At 34.1% G+C, this 19,152-nt stretch carries 16 protein-coding genes and 2 pseudogenes; 13 read left to right on the top strand and 5 right to left on the bottom strand.

The window, feature by feature from the left end; all coding sequences use genetic code 11:
- The first annotated feature begins 7 nt into the window (after window positions 1-7).
- From IGM04_RS09765 to IGM04_RS09735, 7 genes are all read left to right on the top strand, one after another.
- Complete coding sequence (locus IGM04_RS09765) at window positions 8-460, top strand: TcpE family conjugal transfer membrane protein (protein WP_010828920.1); 453 nt, start codon at window positions 8-10, stop codon at window positions 458-460.
- A 39-nt stretch (window positions 461-499) separates the two neighbouring features.
- Window positions 500-3,022, top strand: a complete 2,523-nt coding sequence (locus tag IGM04_RS09760) for an ATP-binding protein (protein ID WP_010828919.1) — start codon at window positions 500-502, stop codon at window positions 3,020-3,022.
- A 15-nt stretch (window positions 3,023-3,037) separates the two neighbouring features.
- Window positions 3,038-5,008 carry a CD3337/EF1877 family mobilome membrane protein gene (locus tag IGM04_RS09755; protein WP_086318039.1) on the top strand — a complete coding sequence of 657 codons (1,971 nt, stop codon included), beginning with the start codon at window positions 3,038-3,040 and terminating at the stop codon, window positions 5,006-5,008.
- A gap of 66 nt (window positions 5,009-5,074) precedes the next feature.
- Entirely contained in the window at window positions 5,075-5,464 is a 390-nt protein-coding gene (locus IGM04_RS09750; protein WP_010828917.1) for a hypothetical protein, read from the top strand.
- Between the two features lie 140 nt (window positions 5,465-5,604).
- Entirely contained in the window at window positions 5,605-6,600 is a 996-nt protein-coding gene (locus IGM04_RS09745) for a phage tail tip lysozyme (RefSeq protein ID WP_086318105.1), read from the top strand.
- The gene (locus tag IGM04_RS09740) at window positions 6,600-7,136 is read left to right on the top strand and encodes an EF0163 family protein (RefSeq protein WP_025191370.1); all 537 of its coding nucleotides are present in this window, start codon (window positions 6,600-6,602) and stop codon (window positions 7,134-7,136) included. Before IGM04_RS09745 ends, IGM04_RS09740 begins: the two co-directional genes overlap by 1 nt.
- Window positions 7,137-7,295: 159 nt before the next feature.
- Window positions 7,296-7,409 (top strand): putative holin-like toxin, encoded by a 114-nt coding sequence (locus IGM04_RS09735; RefSeq protein WP_080113493.1) that lies wholly within the window; start codon window positions 7,296-7,298, stop codon window positions 7,407-7,409.
- A gap of 296 nt (window positions 7,410-7,705) precedes the next feature.
- On the opposite strand, the pseudogene IGM04_RS09730 reads toward IGM04_RS09735, so the two are convergent.
- A pseudogene (locus IGM04_RS09730) lies at window positions 7,706-7,813 on the bottom strand (transposase); the annotation flags it as partial.
- A 31-nt stretch (window positions 7,814-7,844) separates the two neighbouring features.
- Complete coding sequence (locus IGM04_RS09725) at window positions 7,845-8,171, bottom strand: transposase (RefSeq protein WP_010828914.1); 327 nt, start codon at window positions 8,169-8,171, stop codon at window positions 7,845-7,847.
- 609 nt (window positions 8,172-8,780) lie between these two features.
- Here IGM04_RS09725 and IGM04_RS09720 point away from each other — a divergent pair.
- Together IGM04_RS09720 and IGM04_RS09715 are read left to right on the top strand one after the other, a co-directional pair.
- Complete coding sequence (locus tag IGM04_RS09720; protein WP_438756892.1) at window positions 8,781-12,128, top strand: bacterial Ig-like domain-containing protein; 3,348 nt, start codon at window positions 8,781-8,783, stop codon at window positions 12,126-12,128.
- 682 nt (window positions 12,129-12,810) lie between these two features.
- The gene (locus IGM04_RS09715; RefSeq protein WP_438792735.1) at window positions 12,811-13,470 is read left to right on the top strand and encodes a transposase; all 660 of its coding nucleotides are present in this window, start codon (window positions 12,811-12,813) and stop codon (window positions 13,468-13,470) included.
- Between the two features lie 937 nt (window positions 13,471-14,407).
- Here the strand turns inward: IGM04_RS09715 and IGM04_RS09710 are convergent.
- Window positions 14,408-14,680: pseudogene (locus tag IGM04_RS09710) on the bottom strand (transposase); the annotation flags it as partial.
- A 261-nt stretch (window positions 14,681-14,941) separates the two neighbouring features.
- Here IGM04_RS09710 and IGM04_RS09705 point away from each other — a divergent pair.
- Window positions 14,942-15,124, top strand: a complete 183-nt coding sequence (locus IGM04_RS09705) for a hypothetical protein (protein ID WP_143345911.1) — start codon at window positions 14,942-14,944, stop codon at window positions 15,122-15,124.
- A gap of 76 nt (window positions 15,125-15,200) precedes the next feature.
- A complete protein-coding gene (locus IGM04_RS09700; RefSeq protein ID WP_010828910.1) occupies window positions 15,201-15,470 on the top strand; it encodes an AAA domain-containing protein in 270 nt (89 codons plus the stop codon).
- A 320-nt stretch (window positions 15,471-15,790) separates the two neighbouring features.
- Here IGM04_RS09700 and IGM04_RS09695 read toward each other — a convergent pair whose 3' ends face one another.
- On the bottom strand, window positions 15,791-16,117 hold the full coding sequence (locus IGM04_RS09695; protein ID WP_077932774.1) for an AzlD domain-containing protein: 327 nt from the start codon (window positions 16,115-16,117) through the stop codon (window positions 15,791-15,793).
- Window positions 16,104-16,811 carry an AzlC family ABC transporter permease gene (locus IGM04_RS09690; RefSeq protein ID WP_086318041.1) on the bottom strand — a complete coding sequence of 236 codons (708 nt, stop codon included), beginning with the start codon at window positions 16,809-16,811 and terminating at the stop codon, window positions 16,104-16,106. The genes IGM04_RS09695 and IGM04_RS09690 overlap by 14 nt, the downstream gene beginning before the upstream one ends.
- 213 nt (window positions 16,812-17,024) lie before the next feature.
- Here IGM04_RS09690 and IGM04_RS09685 point away from each other — a divergent pair, with 213 nt between their 5' ends.
- Both IGM04_RS09685 and IGM04_RS09680 read left to right on the top strand, forming a co-directional pair.
- Window positions 17,025-17,576: a helix-turn-helix domain-containing protein gene (locus IGM04_RS09685; RefSeq protein ID WP_002376638.1), complete on the top strand. Its 552-nt coding sequence runs from the start codon at window positions 17,025-17,027 to the stop codon at window positions 17,574-17,576.
- A gap of 112 nt (window positions 17,577-17,688) precedes the next feature.
- Entirely contained in the window at window positions 17,689-19,020 is a 1,332-nt protein-coding gene (locus IGM04_RS09680) for a hypothetical protein (RefSeq protein WP_086318042.1), read from the top strand.
- Window positions 19,021-19,152 lie beyond the last annotated feature (132 nt).

Genomic DNA, 19,152 nt, shown 5'->3' with positions numbered 1-19,152 from the left:
TGGTTGTATGAGTAAGCAATCAGAAAAACCATTAAAAGAAGTATTTGATTATAAGGAGCCGTTTCAAGCACCGCAAATGGTACGAGAAATTACAAAAAAACTAAAATTGAGAAATGCGGTGGCTGCTCAAACGATTTACGTGGCATTCGGTACTGCCTTAATTGTTGGTTCTGTGTGGTATCTAGTAAGTGGTTTTAGTCAAATGATGGTGTTTGTCACGTTAGGGCTTTCATGGGGAATGGTTGAGTTATTTAATCGAGTAGAACCTGACGGAAAGAAAGTGCATATCTTTTTGAAGGATTACATTCATTACCTTATTTTGTATCAAACAAAAGGGAAAGTGTTGCAACATGGACGATTGATTACGTTAAACAAAAAAGAAACTGTATATGAACGAGCGACAGTAGAAGAGCTTTCTATTGACGGAAGTTTGTATCAAGAACAAGAAGAAGGACAATGAATTTCATTGTCTTTCTTTATTTTATAAAGGAGTGTGGATATGAGCGCAACAAAATTTAAGATTCCAGCAAGAAAGATTTTTGGCAATCTATTAGTGACACATACCAATGAGGTTTGGGCATATTATCGTGTACCATTAGAAAATATTGCGGGTCAAAATCGAGAAAAACAAGAAGAGTACAAGGAAACAATGGAACAGTTTTTACAAGGGTTAAAAAAATACAAAGAATTTGAGTTAAGTGTGGAACCTGTTTCTTTTGAATTACCAGAACGTGTTGCTTCTATGGAAAAAGATTTTGCGAGTGAACACAAGGGTTTAGCAGAAGATATTGAAGAACGAACGGTACAGATTTTAAATGATGAATTGAAATTTTTAACGAGTGAACGATTGATCATTGGTGTGAAGGTAAGTAGTAGTTTTACAGCGAGTACGTTTAAAGGAAAAGCAGTTCAGCTGTTAGATCAAGTAGCGTATCGGGTGTTGGCATTAGGAAATTATGAAATAGTCGTAGACAAAGAATTTTTTGAACGGTACAGCATGACGGAAGAAATGATCTTCCAACGATTTGGTGCAGTTCGTGGGTCACGTTTAACGCAGAAAGAATTACGTCACCATATCGAATATCCATTTGTACGTGGTTTAGACAGAGCTTTATCTGAAATGTCTGATATGAACGAAGGCATTCATTCGTTGACAGATAGTATTATTGATACCAAAGAAAATCAAGGATATATTGAGCTGTCAACAAAAGCTGGAAAATCGTATGTATCGTTATTACCGATTCATAAATTTCCTGTCAATATGTGGTTAAATCATGTTGTTTCACGAGTTCAGGAGTTGCCATTTCCTGTAGAATTTCAATTAAAAGGGAAATTTGTTCCCTTGAAAGGTGCAAATGGACTTCAAGGAAAAAGCAAGCGTGCCAATACTCGTTTGAAGAACTCTGCGCAAGAATCTCTGGAAATGGGAGATTCTGAAAAGAAAAGTGGACGTTTAAATCGCTATATTTTAATGAATTTAGATGAAAAGATTGAAAAAAAAGAGCCGATTATCAAATGGTTTGGTCTGTTTGCAGTTTTTGGTTCGACGTTGGACGAATGCAGGAAACGTTCAGCACAGGTCATTGACTATTGCGAATCAATGAAAGTAGAGGTAGTCAATGGCTTAGCGGATCAAGACGTCTTGTTCCATTCGTTTTTGGCAGGGCAAGAAAGCTACTTAATGAAAAATTGGGTACACTATACAACGGCACAAGGTGTTACAGAACTGATGATTGGTACAGATAATCGTATAGGGGATCGTGTAGGTTATCCTATCGGTCGGGTGTCAACGTTGGGGAACGTGAAGGGATTAACACCAGAACAAATAGCACGCGCCTGCCGGAAAGTTGTTTTGTTTAATCCATTTTTAGCCAATCAAGCCGAAGTGGCTGGAAAAGCTTCTAGTTCGCCTCATATTGCGATTACTGGACCGACTGGAGGAGGAAAATCATTTCTTGCAAAATTGATTTTCTTTTACTGTAGTTTGTTAAATGGGAAGGGTTTATATATTGATCCGAAATCAGAATATAGAAAATGGTTAATGAAAGTCGTAGAAAACCCGTATTATCAAGAAAAATACCCGTTATTCATTGACTATATTCGTTCGTTCCATTTTGTGACGTTAGACCCGAATAAAGAGGAGAATGCAGGTGTTCTTGATCCCTTGAATTACTTATCAGGGGCAGAAGTACAAGATACGTTAGAAACAATCTTTGAGCAGATTTATGATTTTTCAGAAAAAGAGGACGCTCGAACAGAAATGTTAAAAGGGATTAAGTCAGTTGTTGCAAAAAAAGAAGAAGGTCAACAAGTTGGGCTGTTAAATGTTTTAGATTATATGGTTCAAAGTAGCAACGAAGAAGCGAGAAAATCAGGAAAGGCTATTTTAGAACGAGTAGACGGATCAATCTTAGAATTGGCATTTTCACGAGGAGAGAATAACGGATTGAACTTGACGAAACACGTCACTATTTTAGAAGTAGCTGGTTTAGATATTCCAGATGCGGAAGAAAATAGTCGGAACTACACGTCTAGTCAGAAAAAATCATTAGCCTTAATGATGTGTTTAGGGAAGTTCTGTGAAGCTTTCGGATTGAAAGATTCAGAAGAAAATACGTTTGTCTTGTTTGACGAAGCGTGGGTGTTTAGCTCGTCTAGAGGTGGGAAAAAAGTGATTAAAGCCATGCGACGTGTAGGGCGTACATTTAATAATATGATGGTTTTAATCACGCAATCGATTAAAGATACGCATTCGGAGGACGATTCTGGGAACTTTGGACGTGTTTTTGCGTTTGATAAAGACGACGAACGAGAATTGATTTTACGGCATGTTGGGTTAGAAGTAACTCAAAAAAATATTGAGTTCTTGCGGAAAATGCCTCAATATCATTGCTTGTATTTAGATATTTATGGTCGTGTAGGACGAATGTTGGTGTATTGCCCATTTGAGGAAGTAAGAGAAAGTTTCCGTACGGTTAATCGCAATGAAAGTGCGAATGCGGAAGAAAAATTTGTGGCATAGAAGGGAGGTTTTTGTATGTTAACAGATTATTTTGATATTGATTCCATTTTATCATTAATTAAGAAAACTTCATGGCTAGGTGGATTCGATGAGAAAATGGTTGGTGGATTTAACGGGATTTTGAATGTTTTGTTTTCCATTGGAAAAAGTATTGTGGAAGCTAGCATGGTGTTAGTCGATAAAATTTATTCTGTCGATATTTTGAATAAGAGCATTGATAGTGCTTTTTCTTCTAGTAATGCGGTATGGGATAACCTATTTAAAACCTTTGGAACGTTTTTTGTGATGATGGTATTTATTTACGGGATCAAAGATTTTTTTCGTCATGGAATGGAACGATTGTTTATTCGCTTATTGATTTTAGGTAGTTTGATTGTCGTTGGAACAGGATTTTATTCTAATGGCGCAAACTTTTTAAAGAAAGTAAACACGGTTTCAACGAATGCGCAAACAGAATTGGTGGGTATTATGGCACCGAACGTGTCAAAGCCAGCGGAGCAGCTAGTGGAAGATTTAAAACTAACACCACCTGATACCGTGACAGGGGAAGTGCAAAACATGATGTATTATCGCTTTGTGATTGAACCTTTTTTACTGATGAATTTTGGGAAAACAGATGTTTCAACGAAAGACATTCAAGCATTTACAGCAAAACGAGGGGAATATTCTGATAAAGAAAAAGAAATAAAGGAAAAAGTGGAGGATAAAGCAGAAAAAAATTCTTATTTAACCATAAATAAGTTGGGCCAGAAGTGGGCAGTATTGCTTAATTCAGGGATTGATTTTGTGATTGTGGCAGGCGTGATCTTGTTTATTGCGGTAATGAATTTCTTGTTACAAATTTTCATTCTAATGTTAATTCTGTTGTCGCCTGTTTTTCTTGCTCGTTCGTTATTGCCAGACAATGAGCATGTGTTAATGAATGCAGGGAAGCTGATTTTTGGCTCTTTTTCGGGAAAAGTATTGTTAGGTCTTGGTTTTGGGTTTATTTTTATGACTTTAGGTTGGCTAGATTCAGCGTTTGGAGCTACAACTTTCTTAACAGTTATTGCTTCACTTTTTGTTAAAGTTATTTTAGCTGTTTTGATTTACAAGAATTGGCGTTGGTTTGTATCTGTTATTCAACATCAGAAAGTGGATAAGGTACCGTTAAAACAAAAATTCCCTCATTTCAGAAAAGATGTGACACCAAAAGAAGAAGGAACTTCGCCTCAATCCAGTCGACCACCAAAAGAGGTATTAGAACCAATAGGATATTCGGATACTAACGGTCAAAGTGACTACATGGATAATATCATTCTAGGCTCAACAATGGACGAGGTTCAACTAACGAGAACAGAAAAATTAGCACAAAAAGCAGGTTACTTTTCTGAACGTGGGTTAGGTGGAAGCTTAAAAGATGGTATGAGTCAATTGTATCAAGAGTCAAAATTAGCGAATGGCGTTGATAAAGTGAAAGGACTTAATCCTAAAGATCGGTTTTCTTCAATGGCGAATGGGTATCGTGAGGGTCAATTTGAGGCTTTCGATAAACATAGTTTTGTGAATGATCCGGAAGCACCTATCGATCCGATGGCTTATGATGATTTTGATAATATGACTCGTTTTGATAGTGTGGGGAACGAGAAAAATTGTATGCACCTATCGGAAGAAGAAGAGAAGAAGTATCGTCGTAATAGTTCATGGAGTGTTGCGACGGAAAGTTTTGAGGAACGTTTGGCGAAACTTCGTGGAGAACCTTATGAGTACGATGTACATTTTGATGAGTTTAAAACAGAACCAAAAGAATGGACACAAAGCTATTCATACAGTCCCGAAGAGCCGTTGTCAAAAGAGCCGAAGGAAACACGAAGAGAAGCAAAAGAAGGAGGAAAATCTTCTTCCACCGTTCGTTATTCAACAGAAGATAATTTGAGAACAGACCGCGAGATTCAGGAAGAATTATCTCCTGAAAAAGAGAGCGGGAAAACGACAGAAACCTTGTAAAATCAACGAAAAAACTGTTCATAGGCATGTGGAAATGGTACAATAAAAGAAAAAGAGAGGTGCAGTATGAAAAAGTTTTTATCAGTTATTTTTTTAGGAATGTTGTTGGTGTTTACAGCGTGTGGGAGTAATGAAAAAGCTGATAAGGGTACACAAGTTGTGATTGATGAAGTTGTAAAATTAAAAACAAATGTAGATAATGACTCTTTAGAAGAAGGTCAAAAAAATTATAAGTATACAGAAAAAGATTTTAGTTTTTTAATCTATAAAGATACAGAGAGTTACATTGTAGATTCTTGGGTACCTGTTGAAGGGAAGCCAAATAGTAGAGAAGGCTTTTATAAGTTTGATAAAAGTAAAGGATTGGATAATTTTTTTGAAGGTTATGAATTTAATGATAAAAAAGCAAGTGGAAACTATGAGCTTGTTTATAAATCAGGTAAATTTAAAGAGTAGCATAAAAGAAACGCTGTAAATATGCAGTGTTTCTTTTTTTGAAAATATGGATAGAAAGAAAGCAGTGTCTAAGCATGCATTGCTTTTTTTGTTTACGAGGAGGGGCATGTTTGAAGAAATATTTTATTAGTGTGGATGTAATGCTAGCGTTGTTTTTTATACCAATTATAATGATTCTTGGCTTTTTTACAGTAGATACAACTAATGATTCTGGATTTGATCCTCAAAATGAACAGGAACGAATTGCGCAGAAAGTAGCAAGCTACGTGACTTCTCATGGCGGTACCTTGGAATTTGCGGCTGCTTGGATAGGTAATATGGAACATGAGAGCGGACTTATTCCTTCACGTATTCAAGGGGATAAATTGTATGATGAAGTACTCGCTATGAATCCGAGTGTTGGAGGCTATGCGATGGGTTTGGGGCAATGGGATAGTGGGCGACGTGTGAACCTATTAAAGCTTGCGAAAACAACCGATAAAGACTGGAAAACAGTAGAATTTCAAATGGACTTTGCTTGGAACTATGACGGATCAGATAGTACTCTGCTGAAAAATATGTCAAAACATAAGGACGTTGAGAGTCTTTCAATTGATATTTTGAAATTGTGGGAACGTGCAGGAACAAAAGACGATCCTATAGAACAGATTGGACGTAAAACAAGCGCTATGAACTGGTATAAACGTTTAACGACTGGAAATGGTTCAGCAAATATTGGTGGCGGTAAGATTGATGTTCTTGAAGCTGTTTTAGGTCAAACAATAAACGGTGGTCAGTGTTATGGTTTGACGGCTTTATATGTTGAGAAAATGGGCGTTCCAGTTTTGATGGGTTCTGGGCATATGTATGCTAGCCAAATTGGTAGTGATTATGATTGGAAAAATTATCATTGGACGGTTATACAAAATCCAAAATATGAAGATTTAAAAGCTGGTGATGTAATTAATTTTGGTCAAGGTGGCGTGGCGATTAGTGAATTTGGTCATACAGGTATCGTGGCAAGTGTGGAAGGGAATAGGAAATACACAACCTATGAGCAAAATGCAGAAAAAGGACAGACGACAGAAAAATATTTACGTCAATGGCAGAAAGATTTTCCAATTACAACAAGTTTAGTTAGAAAGGATGTAAAATGATGAAAAAAGTAATTTTTGATGTAGGATTTATTTTGTTGATGTTGGGGGTGTTTTTTTTGCCAGTAGGAAAAGAGAAAGAACCTTCAAAACAAGTAAAAATTGTTAATACAACAGAAACTACTGATTTTTCGTTGTCAGAGAGTGATTCTAAGGCTTTTTCAGAGGAACGAACAAGAGATACGGTTAGTGAAACAACTGAATCAAGCATTAAAGAAATGCAAGTAAACAAAAAGGAATTGTTGCAGTCGTTTGGGGAAGCTTATGCGAACTATAGTAGCATTAATGATCGCAACGAGAAATTAAAAAAATTAATGACTGCCGAATGTATTAAAAAGAATGGGATTGATGTAAAAACATCCGTTCAATTATCTAGTGAGGGAAATGTGGAGACTGTTTATCAATCAGGAGATAATAAATATGCGGTGATTTTGACGTGTAAACAATCTGGTAGAACGATACGGGTGTTGTTGTTGGCAAGTGTGAAGGACGGAAAAGTTTCAGAAATGACCTATAATACTATTAAAAAAGAGTATTGAAATATTCGGTTTTTTAGAACACTGCTAGTGGGCGGGGTTCTTTTTTTTGCTTTTTTATGGTATAATGTGTGGGTAGAAAAGTTATGACGGTGGCTATCTTTGAGAGGTGGTGGTGCTTATGAAAGTGAGTACTAATATCTTTAGAAAGGAAATGCCTTTTTGTCTGCATATGAAACAATCCAGACAATTTTTGCTTTTGGTATGTTTACCATTGCATTGATTGGTTTGATTGTGAAATTGCTAAATAATGACAAAAAAGTAACCAGTCATTAACTTTGGCGAGTTAACTGGTTACAATTTGTAATTAAATCTTGCTACCCTCTTAAACGGTTCTACACGAGGCGTGTTAGTAGCACGTCCTGTTTACATACTAATAATACCGCAATAAAAGAAAAATTGCATTGAAGAATAATTATTTTTTTGTACGTAGGGGATTGTCAAGTAAAGTGTGTAAGTAGGAAATAAACTTTTTCCGATTTACAAATAAACACTATACTTTTCAATTCTTTTTGAATAGGCATCATTCGTCATCAGCTGGCTCATTTACGCTCAAGTTTAGACATACGAAGATACAAAAGCTTTAACAGGGCATTTTCATTAGGGAAAGCCCTTTTTTTAGTGACTTTCCGAAAGCTGGCATGGATACTCTCAATCGCATTTGTTGTATACGTGATTTTTTTAAGTGATGAGCCAAAGTCAAAAAGCTGTTCAACATGAGTGAAGTTCCGCTACCATCGCATGAGTAACGGAAAAGCCATAAATATCCTCGATGGTATCAGAAATATCGAGTTGACTCATTCCGCGAGCATACATCGCTAAAAGCTTCCCTTCAATTTCTGAGATATCCTTTTTCCTCTCTGGAATCAAGATAGGCTCGAAAGAGCCATCACGATCTCTAGGTGTTTGAATAGGCACTTCACCCATGCTGGTTTTCATCTGTTTTTGGCCACAGCCATTTCGCCGGTTTTCAGTAGGCTTTTCTACTTTTTCGTGTGCCTCATACTCTAGATGATGATTGAACTCTCCCTGTAACATGGGCTCAAATATGGGAAAGCATTCTGCATGTCTTCTACACTTTCAGGCTGATACGTATCGATAATAGACTGAGCTAATTCCACAGATTTTTTTCTCGTTTTTTTCTAGTCATAGCGTAATCACTCCTCATCTAATTTTATCCAATTTTGGATGAAATCAAAAAGAAAAACTGTGAAGCTGCTTTATCTAGAATTAGCAACTTACACAGTTTATTTCACACTCCCTATTAATATGAGTAGTAGGGCGTTCTACGATGGCGCCAGCAAACCGTACGTACAGATTAGGTACAGAATCTTTTTATAAGTGGTATAACCGACGCTGTTATATTGAATTTTTCAAACAGTTTATTAATAAAGATTTTTGTATTTCTATTCCTCCATTTTTTTGCTATTATATATAATACTTTCTAGAAAAAGAAAGTTTTTCTTACTCAAAATTCAAAATTAATACCGCGAAATTATTGTGAATTAGATTAAAATAATGTTTGTAGTTGATAAAAAAGTTGTTGAAATTTATTAATGTTTTCGATATACTCATATAATATATATATAGTTTTAAATTATTTCATGTAATTAAAACTGTTAATTATATTTGAAAGGAAGATTTTTAATGAAAAAAATAACAAATGTTATCTCAATAGGAGTGCTAGTATCCTCCATTATTCTACCAAGTTATGCTAGCGCTGTTACTGTAGATAGTCAACCACAATCTAGTATTTCTGATATAGATAACGATAATGTAATTAAAGATAGTAGTGATGTTTCTATTGAGGATACTAAAGATATTGATGGAAATTCAGATAAAGGAAATGATACAGCAGATAATCATGAAGAAATAGGAACAACAACTTCAAAGTCACTATTCAGCAAAGAAGAAACAGAGGGTACGACGAATCAAATGTCGCCTGGGAAAGACAATTTAAACAGTAGTAGTGACGAAGAAAACAATTCTTCGAGTTCGATAGACACTCTTGATACAGTCGTTACACCAGAAGTATCTGTCAAGAATCTGAGTCCTTCCTCTGCTGATACCCCCCTAAAGCAAGGGGACTCTGTTGTTTATAAACTGACGTTAACAAATAGAGATACTAAAGGAAATGTAGTACCAGCAGGGACTAAGATAAAATTTACTATAACACCAGTAGCAGGAGTATCAGCAAGTAATTTTTTAACTTATTTAAGTTATTCAACTGAAAATATGAGGGATTTTACTGTAGAATCAACCACTAATGGGGCAATTTTGACGATTGAAAATGATTTTTATCCCGGTACACAAGAAGTAAATGTCAATTTTTTAGTTAAGAATCCAGGCTATAATTGGGATGGGCTAGATAATAAAACAGATCCAGCAGTAGCTTCTGGAAATATGGAAATTAGTTTGGTTGAAATAGATGAAACAACGACGATTATTAGTTCAGATCAAATTTATGTTAAACCTTCAAAATATTCTCCTCCAGTGAATCCTGGTACAGCAGGTTGGACAGCTTCTGGAACTGGGGGAGTACTTGGAGTAAACAACAGTAACTATCCTGATGATCAAGCTGCTGTTAGATCAGGTTCAGTCTATCTGCAAAATCCTTATAATCGTTCGGTCAATGGGTCCATGTTTTTTAGTTATCTTGGTAATTTTCAACCTGTTTTAAGTGCAAATCCTCATACAGGTGGTCTCTATTTTAAATCAGATCTTCCATTTGATACATCAGCGAATACTCTTTATTATAATGGTGTAAATATTTCAAATGCACCCGGAGTTGTCTGGAATGTTTCGGAGGATAAGTTAACTATAGAGGTAATTTTTTCTGATTATATGCAAGCCAATGGTATCGTTAATGGCAATTTTTTTGCTAGGGTGTATGTACCAGCCGCAGATATTAACTCAATAAATGTAGTTCAAACAGCTGTTCGCTCTTATGGGAACAATGGCATAGCAACACAGGGTGCTTGGAATTATACAACCATGTTTCAATCTGTCACAACTGGGACATCCATTCCTTATTTTAGAGGAAATGACAAAACAATCTATACTACAGATAATTATGATCCACTTCAAGATATTTATGCTTACAGCGCACAAACAAATATTACAAATGCGATAAAAATTACAAATTATGATGGTTATCCCACAGATGGTAAGCAACCAACCGCAGGGATTTATACTATTCATTACAGTGTTACCAATACTTCAGGAGAAACTAGCGAATTTACTAGAAAAATAACTGTATTAGAAAACAAACAATCCATCAGTGGCTCAGACTTTAACATGTATGTAGGAGATAAAACACCAACTGTATCAGACTTCAAAGCTACTGCAACAGATAAAGACGGCAAAGAGCTTGAAGTGACAGCGGACTTCTCAAAAGTAGACTTCTCAAAAGCAGGAACCTATGAAGTTACACTACAAACAACAGATGGTCAAACCAAAACAGTTAAATTAGTAATTAAAGAAAACAAACAGTCTATCAATGGCGCAGACTTTAGTATGTATGTAGGAGATAAAACACCAACTGTATCAGATTTCAAAGCTACTGCAACAGATAAAGATGGCAAAGAGCTTGAAGTGACAGCAGACTTCTCAAAAGTAGACTTCTCAAAAGCGGGAACCTATGAAGTTACACTACAAACAACAGATGGTCAAACCAAAACAGTTAAATTAGTAATTAAAGAAAACAAACAGTCTATCAATGGCGCAGACTTTAGTATGTATGTAGGAGATAAAACACCAACTGTATCAGATTTCAAAGCTACTGCAACAGATAAAGACGGCAAAGAGCTTGAAGTGACAGCGGACTTCTCAAAAGTAGACTTCTCAAAAGCAGGAACCTATGAAGTTACACTACAAACAACAGATGGTCAAACCAAAACAGTTAAATTAGTAATTAAAGAAAACAAACAGTCTATCAATGGCGCAGACTTTAGCATGTATGTAGGAGATAAAACACCAACTGTATCAGATTTTAAAGCTACTGCAACAGATAAAGATGGCAAAGAGCTTGAAGTGACAGCAGACTTCTCAAAAGTAGACTTCTCAAAAGCAGGAACCTATGAAGTTACACTACAAACAACAGATGGTCAAACCAAAACAGTTAAATTAGTAATTAAAGAAAACAAACAGTCTATCAATGGCGCAGACTTTAGCATGTATGTAGGAGATAAAACACCAACTGTATCAGATTTCAAAGCTACTGCAACAGATAAAGACGGCAAAGAGCTTGAAGTAACAGCAGACTTCTCAAAAGTAGACTTCTCAAAAGCGGGAACCTATGAAGTTACACTACAAACAACAGATGGTCAAACCAAAACAGTTAAATTAGTAATTAAAGAAAACAAACAGTCTATCAATGGCGCAGACTTTAGTATGTATGTAGGAGATAAAACACCAACTGTATCAGATTTCAAAGCTACTGCAACAGATAAAGATGGCAAAGAGCTTGAAGTGACAGCGGACTTCTCAAAAGTAGACTTCTCAAAAGCGGGAACCTATGAAGTTACACTACAAACAACAGATGGTCAAACCAAAACAGTTAAATTAGTAATTAAAGAAAACAAACAGTCTATCAATGGCGCAGACTTTAGTATGTATGTAGGAGATAAAACACCAACTGTATCAGATTTCAAAGCTACTGCAACAGATAAAGATGGCAAAGAGCTTGAAGTGACAGCGGACTTCTCAAAAGTAGACTTCTCAAAAGCGGGAACCTATGAAGTTACACTACAAACAACAGATGGTCAAACCAAAACAGTTAAATTAGTAATTAAAGAGAAAAACAAAGCTATTAACCAAAACATTGATAAAAATAATCATTTGTCTCGTCAAAGTAAACAGGCAAATAATTTTAAAGCAAATTTACCAAGTACGGGAGAACAAAAATCAAATCTATTTTATGTTATAGGAACAATACTAATCCTTTTAGCTCTTGCTATATTTGGTGGATTAAAAAAATATAGAAGACGCAATTGATTAAATTGCTATATGTTTATACAAATAGATATAAAACAATAGACAATTGTTTTATAGTGATAAGTTAGAAAGAACCAACGAGGTATCCCTTGTTGGTTCTTTTATATAGCTATATTAGTATGCTTGAAATTATAAGAGGCTAACAGAGTTAGACAGCAAATTTTTTTGAAATGATGAGTATTCTTAATACAAAAAAACTACGTACGCGTGAGTAGTACATTTCGAAATAGAGTCGCTTTTTAAGTGTATTAAAGTTTTTGCAAATAATCCTAGTAAAAAAGACACTCATCGTGAAGACTTTAAAGAAATAATGAATTTAATTAAAGAAGTTACGCTTGAAGTTTTGAATTTAATTGTTTTAATAGACATAAAAAAAGATAATTTAAGTCTATTACTTAATAATTTAATTGTCGAACTGTATAAAAGTGCCAAGCTGAAGAAAAGAACATCGATATAACAAATAATTGATAATTAAGCTAGCAAAACAAAAGTTAGACATACAGGTAGTTAACAAAAATATAGTGAGAACGATTCACTCTTTTAGTTAGCCTTTAAACTATTTCTCTTGAAAGTGAATCAGAAAAAAAGTTGAAGAACAAATAGGGATAAATAGACAATAGTACAATCAGAGTTACGGAATTACTGCAGAAAAAAGAAAGAAGGAAAAAATAATATGAATAACGTGGAAAAACAAAAAGCATTGAGAATTAAGAAGAATCTTGATTTTCTTTGGGAATGTACAAGAGAAATGAACGCATACTTTCAAATTATACAAAATATTATTAAAAACAAATCTTTAAATACTGATTTAATAGCTATTTCACCTACATTTTATCAATATACGTATAATGCACTGATTTTGGCAACTTTTTCAGAAGTGTCGAGAATATACGATAGAAAAAGCAATACAAACTTTTTTAAGTTTCTAGAAAATTGTAAAGAAAACAGAGAATTATTGCTAAAAATGAATGAAGAGAACTTGAAAGAAGTAGGCGGTTCCTTTGATTTTGGCATTACAGTGTCTTCAGAATATATAGATGAAAATTTGGATTGTATAGATCAAAGGTTATGGGAATTTGAAATAACATTTAAACACTTAAAAACACAAAGAGATAGAATATATGCTCATAATGAATCTAAGAGCTTTGACACTATAAAAACAATAATAGAAAAAAATTCAAATATTTTGAGTGATATGAGAGCGCTGATTACATTTACTACGGAAACGCTAGAATGGTTATATAATGTAATAGCACAAAAACATTGTAGTAGATTGCCAATAAATATTGATGATTTAGATAATACATTAATTGTATTAAAGTCTGTATTTACAAGTAGATAGAAATTTTATGTCAATAAAAAATAGTTGCTTGATAATGTATTAGAATAGCTTGTTAATTATTATATTTTTTAAAATATAATTAAAATATTTTTTGTTTTTTATAACTAAAAGATGATGAAAGAGATATACTTACTAAATTTTCTAGTTCTTATAAAAATTATGAAATAAGAAAAAAGCTGAAGTAACAGTAAAGAAATAAAGGCAGAAAATCCATTATTGGCACAAAATAAAGAACGATTAACTTTTGTACAAATACAAAATCTAACTCAATGAAGAAATGGGAAGGATAGTTCCAGCTTGGAGAGTATAGATATACTATTGAATTGTCAGATGAATAAGGGTATAAATAGAGATTTTCCGAAGTGTTTCAAATTTATAAAACCAAAGCAGAAACATTACTAGTGCAATAGTTTTGCTTTTTTTTACATGCTTGTATTGTTTTATTGAATAATCAATTTTGAAGGTTTGATTAGTAGTTTATTATTAGATTAAAAAGTATAATATTGATAAATAATTTTATTTTGATGCTTTGAAAGAAGGATATTACTATTTATTTTAAAAGGAAAGATAGAAATAAAAAAAAGTATATAAACTCTTCTTTAAGAAAAGAATATAATTTATGGGGAATGCAAATAGACAAAAAAAATTGTAATGAATTTCCTTTTTACATTGAATGTAGTTGTGGGGAATTAGCGCAATTAGTGCCATATAGAAACAAAGAGTATGTATGCTTAAAATGTGGAAGTTACTTTAAACGAGTGGTAGGTGGTTATATCAAAATAAAGAATTTATCACATTTCTGAATGTGCAATTTAATTTATTTTAAAAGAATTGAAAAGAGGATATAATGATACAGTAATATTTTAAAATTTTTATTTCAAGTGTAATCGGTGATTGTCAAGTAAAGTGTGTAAGTAGGAAATAAACTTTTTCCGATTTACAAATAGACACTATACTTTTCAATTCTTTTTGAATAGGCATCATTCGTCATCAGCTGGCTGAGAACCAGTGGCCAATCGCGTATATGGCCACTGGCTCATTTACGCTCAAGTTTAGACACACGAAGATACAAAAGCTTTGACAGGGCATTTTCATTAGGGAAAGTCCCTTTTTTAGTGACTTTTCGAAAGCTGGCATGGATACTCTCAATCGCATTTGTTGTATACATGATTTTCTTAATTGATGAGCTAAAGTCAAAAAGCTGTTCAACCGTGGGAGATCCTAAATAAGTCGAACCTATTGTTACTACAGATGTAAATGCAATAAAAAAATTTTCAGAACGGATGAGTTAGCTGGTTATATGGATAAATCACTTTCAGTACAAACATTTGCTGATAATGTTAATCTTTATGTAGCTTATTTGAAACAAGATGATCAAGAGGACTTATGGGTTTGATGTCCTTTAGTTGTTCATAGAAGATGTATAGATCCCATGTTCAGCATATACAATCAATTATCTTATTCTAATACAATGATATCTCAAACTAGAGAACCAAAGGTAGAATCAGAATTTATTTACTCAAAGTCTTGCTGGATAAATATAACAGGAAAAGAGAATGGTAAAAAAGATCATCATGTGAAAGAACAAGCTTTAAGGGCTATTGAAATAGTAGATAAGGCTTTTGAAAAAGCTGAAGGCTGTCCAGATATATAATTTCTCCTTTTACAACGGTAGTTAATAGGTTTATAAATCTTTTTTAAAGGAATCTAAATACAAAGAAGAGGAAGTCATGCAAGAATGGATTAATAAAAATTGTGGGACGGTTCATAAATTTCAAGGAAAAGAAGCAGAAGAAGTTATTTTTCTATTAGGATGCGACTCGAATGCAAAAGGCGCTGTGAGATGGGTCAATGACAATATTGTTAACGTTGCAACTACACGAGCAAAATATCGATTGTACACAATAGGTGATCGACAATTATGGAGAGTGAATCCCTTCGTTTCAGTTATGCAAGAATACTTGAAAAATTTTGAAGAGAGTTCAAACGATTTTAGTTAAGAAAAAACAGTTTTTTCAATATCAACTTTTAATATTAACTCAGGTTTTGTTATAATTTGGTTCAAGGTTTATCAGGAAATTTTAAATAACATAATCTGTGACTTAATTTGTTATTTTTATGTGGCTAAAATTTGACTAAAATACTTTGAATTATGTGGAAATGATAGACTATTTGTAAAAATAATGTTGATATAAAAGCATTTGTGCAGAAAATATATTTTATAATTTACTCGTAACGCGTAGGTCACAGGTTCGATCCCTGCAGCTGGCATCTAAAAAAACAGACAGGCACTACCATCTGGTAGTGCCTGTCTGTTTTTTTAGATGAAATTTTGGATTAGTGTAAATGAAGCAATGCCTACCAGTACAATAATCAATAAGTTTTTAGATAGTATTGCGGCTAAAATGGTAGGAAATGAAGCGAATAAATAAGGAAGATTGAGGCTTGGTAAATGCCCTATTCTTTGTTCAAATAAGCTACTAAACCATAAGGCGGACATAATCACAATGGGAACAAAACTTAGATATTCTAATAATTTCTGTGGCAGACTGATTTTTTTTAAAAGTAAAAATGGCAGTATTCTTGAAAGCCAGGTTGCAACGGTACAGCCTAAAATTGTTAAAAAGAGATACTCAGAAGAAGGCATGTTTTATCATCACTCCTATTCCACAACCGATTAACGTGACAACTAAGACAATTAAATTACTGGGAATAAAAATTAGACCAATAGACATCAAACCAAAAGTAATCAGGACCATGATGAGTTGTAAAACGATTTTCATGGAACGATCACTAATTATCTGCAGATAGAGTAAACCAATGAACATAGCCACGACCGCAAACTCAAGACCTAATGCTTGAGGATTTGCAATAAAGCGCCCTAGATAGGCACCGATGATCGTCGAAAAAACCCAAGTCGCATAGGAAATCAAATTGGCAGCATTAAACCACTCAAAACTTAAACGTCCTTTAGTGTGGTTCAATTTATTCATTCCTAGTGCAAAACTTTCATCCGTCAGTAAGGTTCCTAACCAGAGATTTTTACCGAGAGATTCGGCTTTAAAGTAAGGCCCAATGGTCATTCCCATAAGAATCATACGCGCATTTACTAAGAAAGTCGCTAACACAATGGATAAAATAGGGCTGCCACCAGTCAACATACTAACTGTTACAAACTGAGCAGATCCTGCAAAAATAAAAAACGACATCGCACTAACAATCAGAGGGGAAAAACCTGCTGCTTGTCCTACGATACCAAAAGCAATGCCAATACCAATATAGCCAAAAACCGTTGGCAAGGCTTCACGAATGCCAGTGCGTGCATCTAATTGGTGGTTCATTCTCTTTTTTTCCTTCTTTCTGTATAAAATTTAAACACGTGTGTATGAAAATCTAGACCTTCGATAATGAGACACAACGAGCGAATGAGCGTTTTCATTATTAACCACTCCTTTTGAACAACTAAGATATATATTGTATAATACAATAAAGAATACTTTTGTTCAATATATTAAACTTTTGGATGATAAAAAGAAACAGAAGGAGCAACTATTTTGGAAATTAATACAATTATTGGCAATAATTTAAAAAAAATTAGACAAGAAAAAAAACTTACGTTAGATGAACTAGCTGGGATAACCGGAGTGAGTAAAGGGATGCTTTCGCAGATTGAAAAAGGAACCACCAATCCTACCATAAATACAATTTGGAAAATAAGTAATGGACTCAATGTTCCATATACGTATTTATTAGAAGATGACTATGTTAAAGAAAATCCCGTGGTAAAAAAAACTGAGACGGTAACACAACATTCTGAAGATCACTCCTATCGAGTCTTTAATTACTACTCAGACAACCAGGAAAGAAATTTTGAACTCTTTCAGTTTGAATTAGATCCAGGGAAAAAGTATCAAGCTGTTGGGCATTCAAAACGTTCGACAGAATATGTCATGGTTATTCAAGGAACATTAGCTATTGAAGTGGGCGGTCAGAGATATCTTCTTCCAAAAGACGCTGCTATGTATTTTGATGCTAATCAAGTACACACGTATATAAATGACGGAACAGAGAAAGTCCAAGCAGTCGTCATTAACTATTATACGTAACAGTGGAAAATAAACATTAGGAAATTGCTGCATCTGTTATTTTATAGACAAAAAAAGTAAACAATGCTACCCTAAAAATAATAGAAAATGAAAGATAAAAGAAGAGGTCAAAATGAATAAAAAAATTGAAAGTCTTGGTAATACAGCAATAAGTTTACTAAGTAATACGATTATTGTTGTGCCTTATTTACTTTACATTCAATTGAGTGATGGACACAACCTTTTAACAATTTTACCATTTGTCTTATTTTATACATTGCGTATGACAGGCATTTTTCTGGTTCGAGGAATTAATTTGTCTTTAAGTAGTCTAGGTCTACTAAAGATTTCTCTATTGTTAGGCTTGGCAGGATCCTTAATTGGGATCGCCGGCGCTTTTTCTTTCCCGCTTTATAGTATTTCAGGAATGTTGTTAGGACTTAGTGGAGCGTTGTTGCCACCAAGTAATCAATCAATTCGCTTTTTCTTGAAAGAAGAAGGTCAAAAAATTAGTCACAGCAATCTTTTAACGACAGTCTTATTGACCGCTGTTTTATTTGGCGCTTTATTTTTTAAAGCGACTGAGATTGGACTGGCGTTATTGGTGTACGCGCTCTATTTTCTGGTTGCTTTAGTAGCAATCAAGAGCTATCCTGTTTCATTAAACGAGCTAGAAGAAGAATCAGCAGAAGTTTCACGAAAAGAATTAATTCTGTTTGTTATCTTTTTTGTGTTATTACTTTTATTAAGAAGTGGTCGCTTATTAACGAATGCGGTGGAATTTGATTATGCGATTGTTGGCGCCTGCTGTTTCTTTGTGGTGGCTGTCCTTTTCGTTAGTCATTATGGCAAACGCGGTGCGTATAAAGTATCATTAGAAATGAATCTTGCGACCTTGATTAACGGGATTGTCGGGAACTATTTATTTTTATTTGGTTCCATTTATGTTGCAGGGGTTTATGGCAGAGCTCATATGGGCATCTATCTCTATTTACCTTATGTTTTAGGGATGATTTTTGCAATGATTGCAGCTAGTAAAACGAAACAATGGTCAAACAACATACCAATGATTGGTCTGGCGGGAAGTTTGGGAATATTACTTTTTACCTCGTGGACTATTTTAGGCCTGTTTCTCTTGAGTTTTTTCAAAAGCACATTGAATAGCTTTTTAGCTAGGCGATATTATCAAGAGACAGATTTGCCAAAAGATAGCCGCATCCTTATCAAATATACAACACAAACAAAAGGGAGTTTATTCCATCAATTTATTTTGATGGCGCTTATGTTAGTCACTGTAGTAGGCAAAGGTGGCACGACACAATTTTTATTAGAATTGACTGGCGGCAAAGGTATTTCAACGCAAACAAGTCAATTTTTAACTTTCATTAAAAATAGTAACTCGCTCTTAGTGTTATTGTTTATTGCAGTTTATTTCGTGGTCGTTTTTCGTCAAAAGAAACGATAATTTACAAATATTAATAAAAAAATACTTGGAAAAACAGTGATTGTGGCTGATTTTCCAAGTATTTTTTTATGAAAAGCTGTTTTTTTTTTTCGAAGATTCAAAAAAAATTAATCAATTGTTTCATTTTTAACA

This window comes from Enterococcus sp. DIV2385 (assembly GCF_051711925.1).
In the GTDB taxonomy this organism is placed as follows: Bacteria; Bacillota; Bacilli; order Lactobacillales; family Enterococcaceae; genus Enterococcus; species Enterococcus faecalis.
This window is presented reverse-complemented; position numbering and strand designations above follow the sequence as displayed.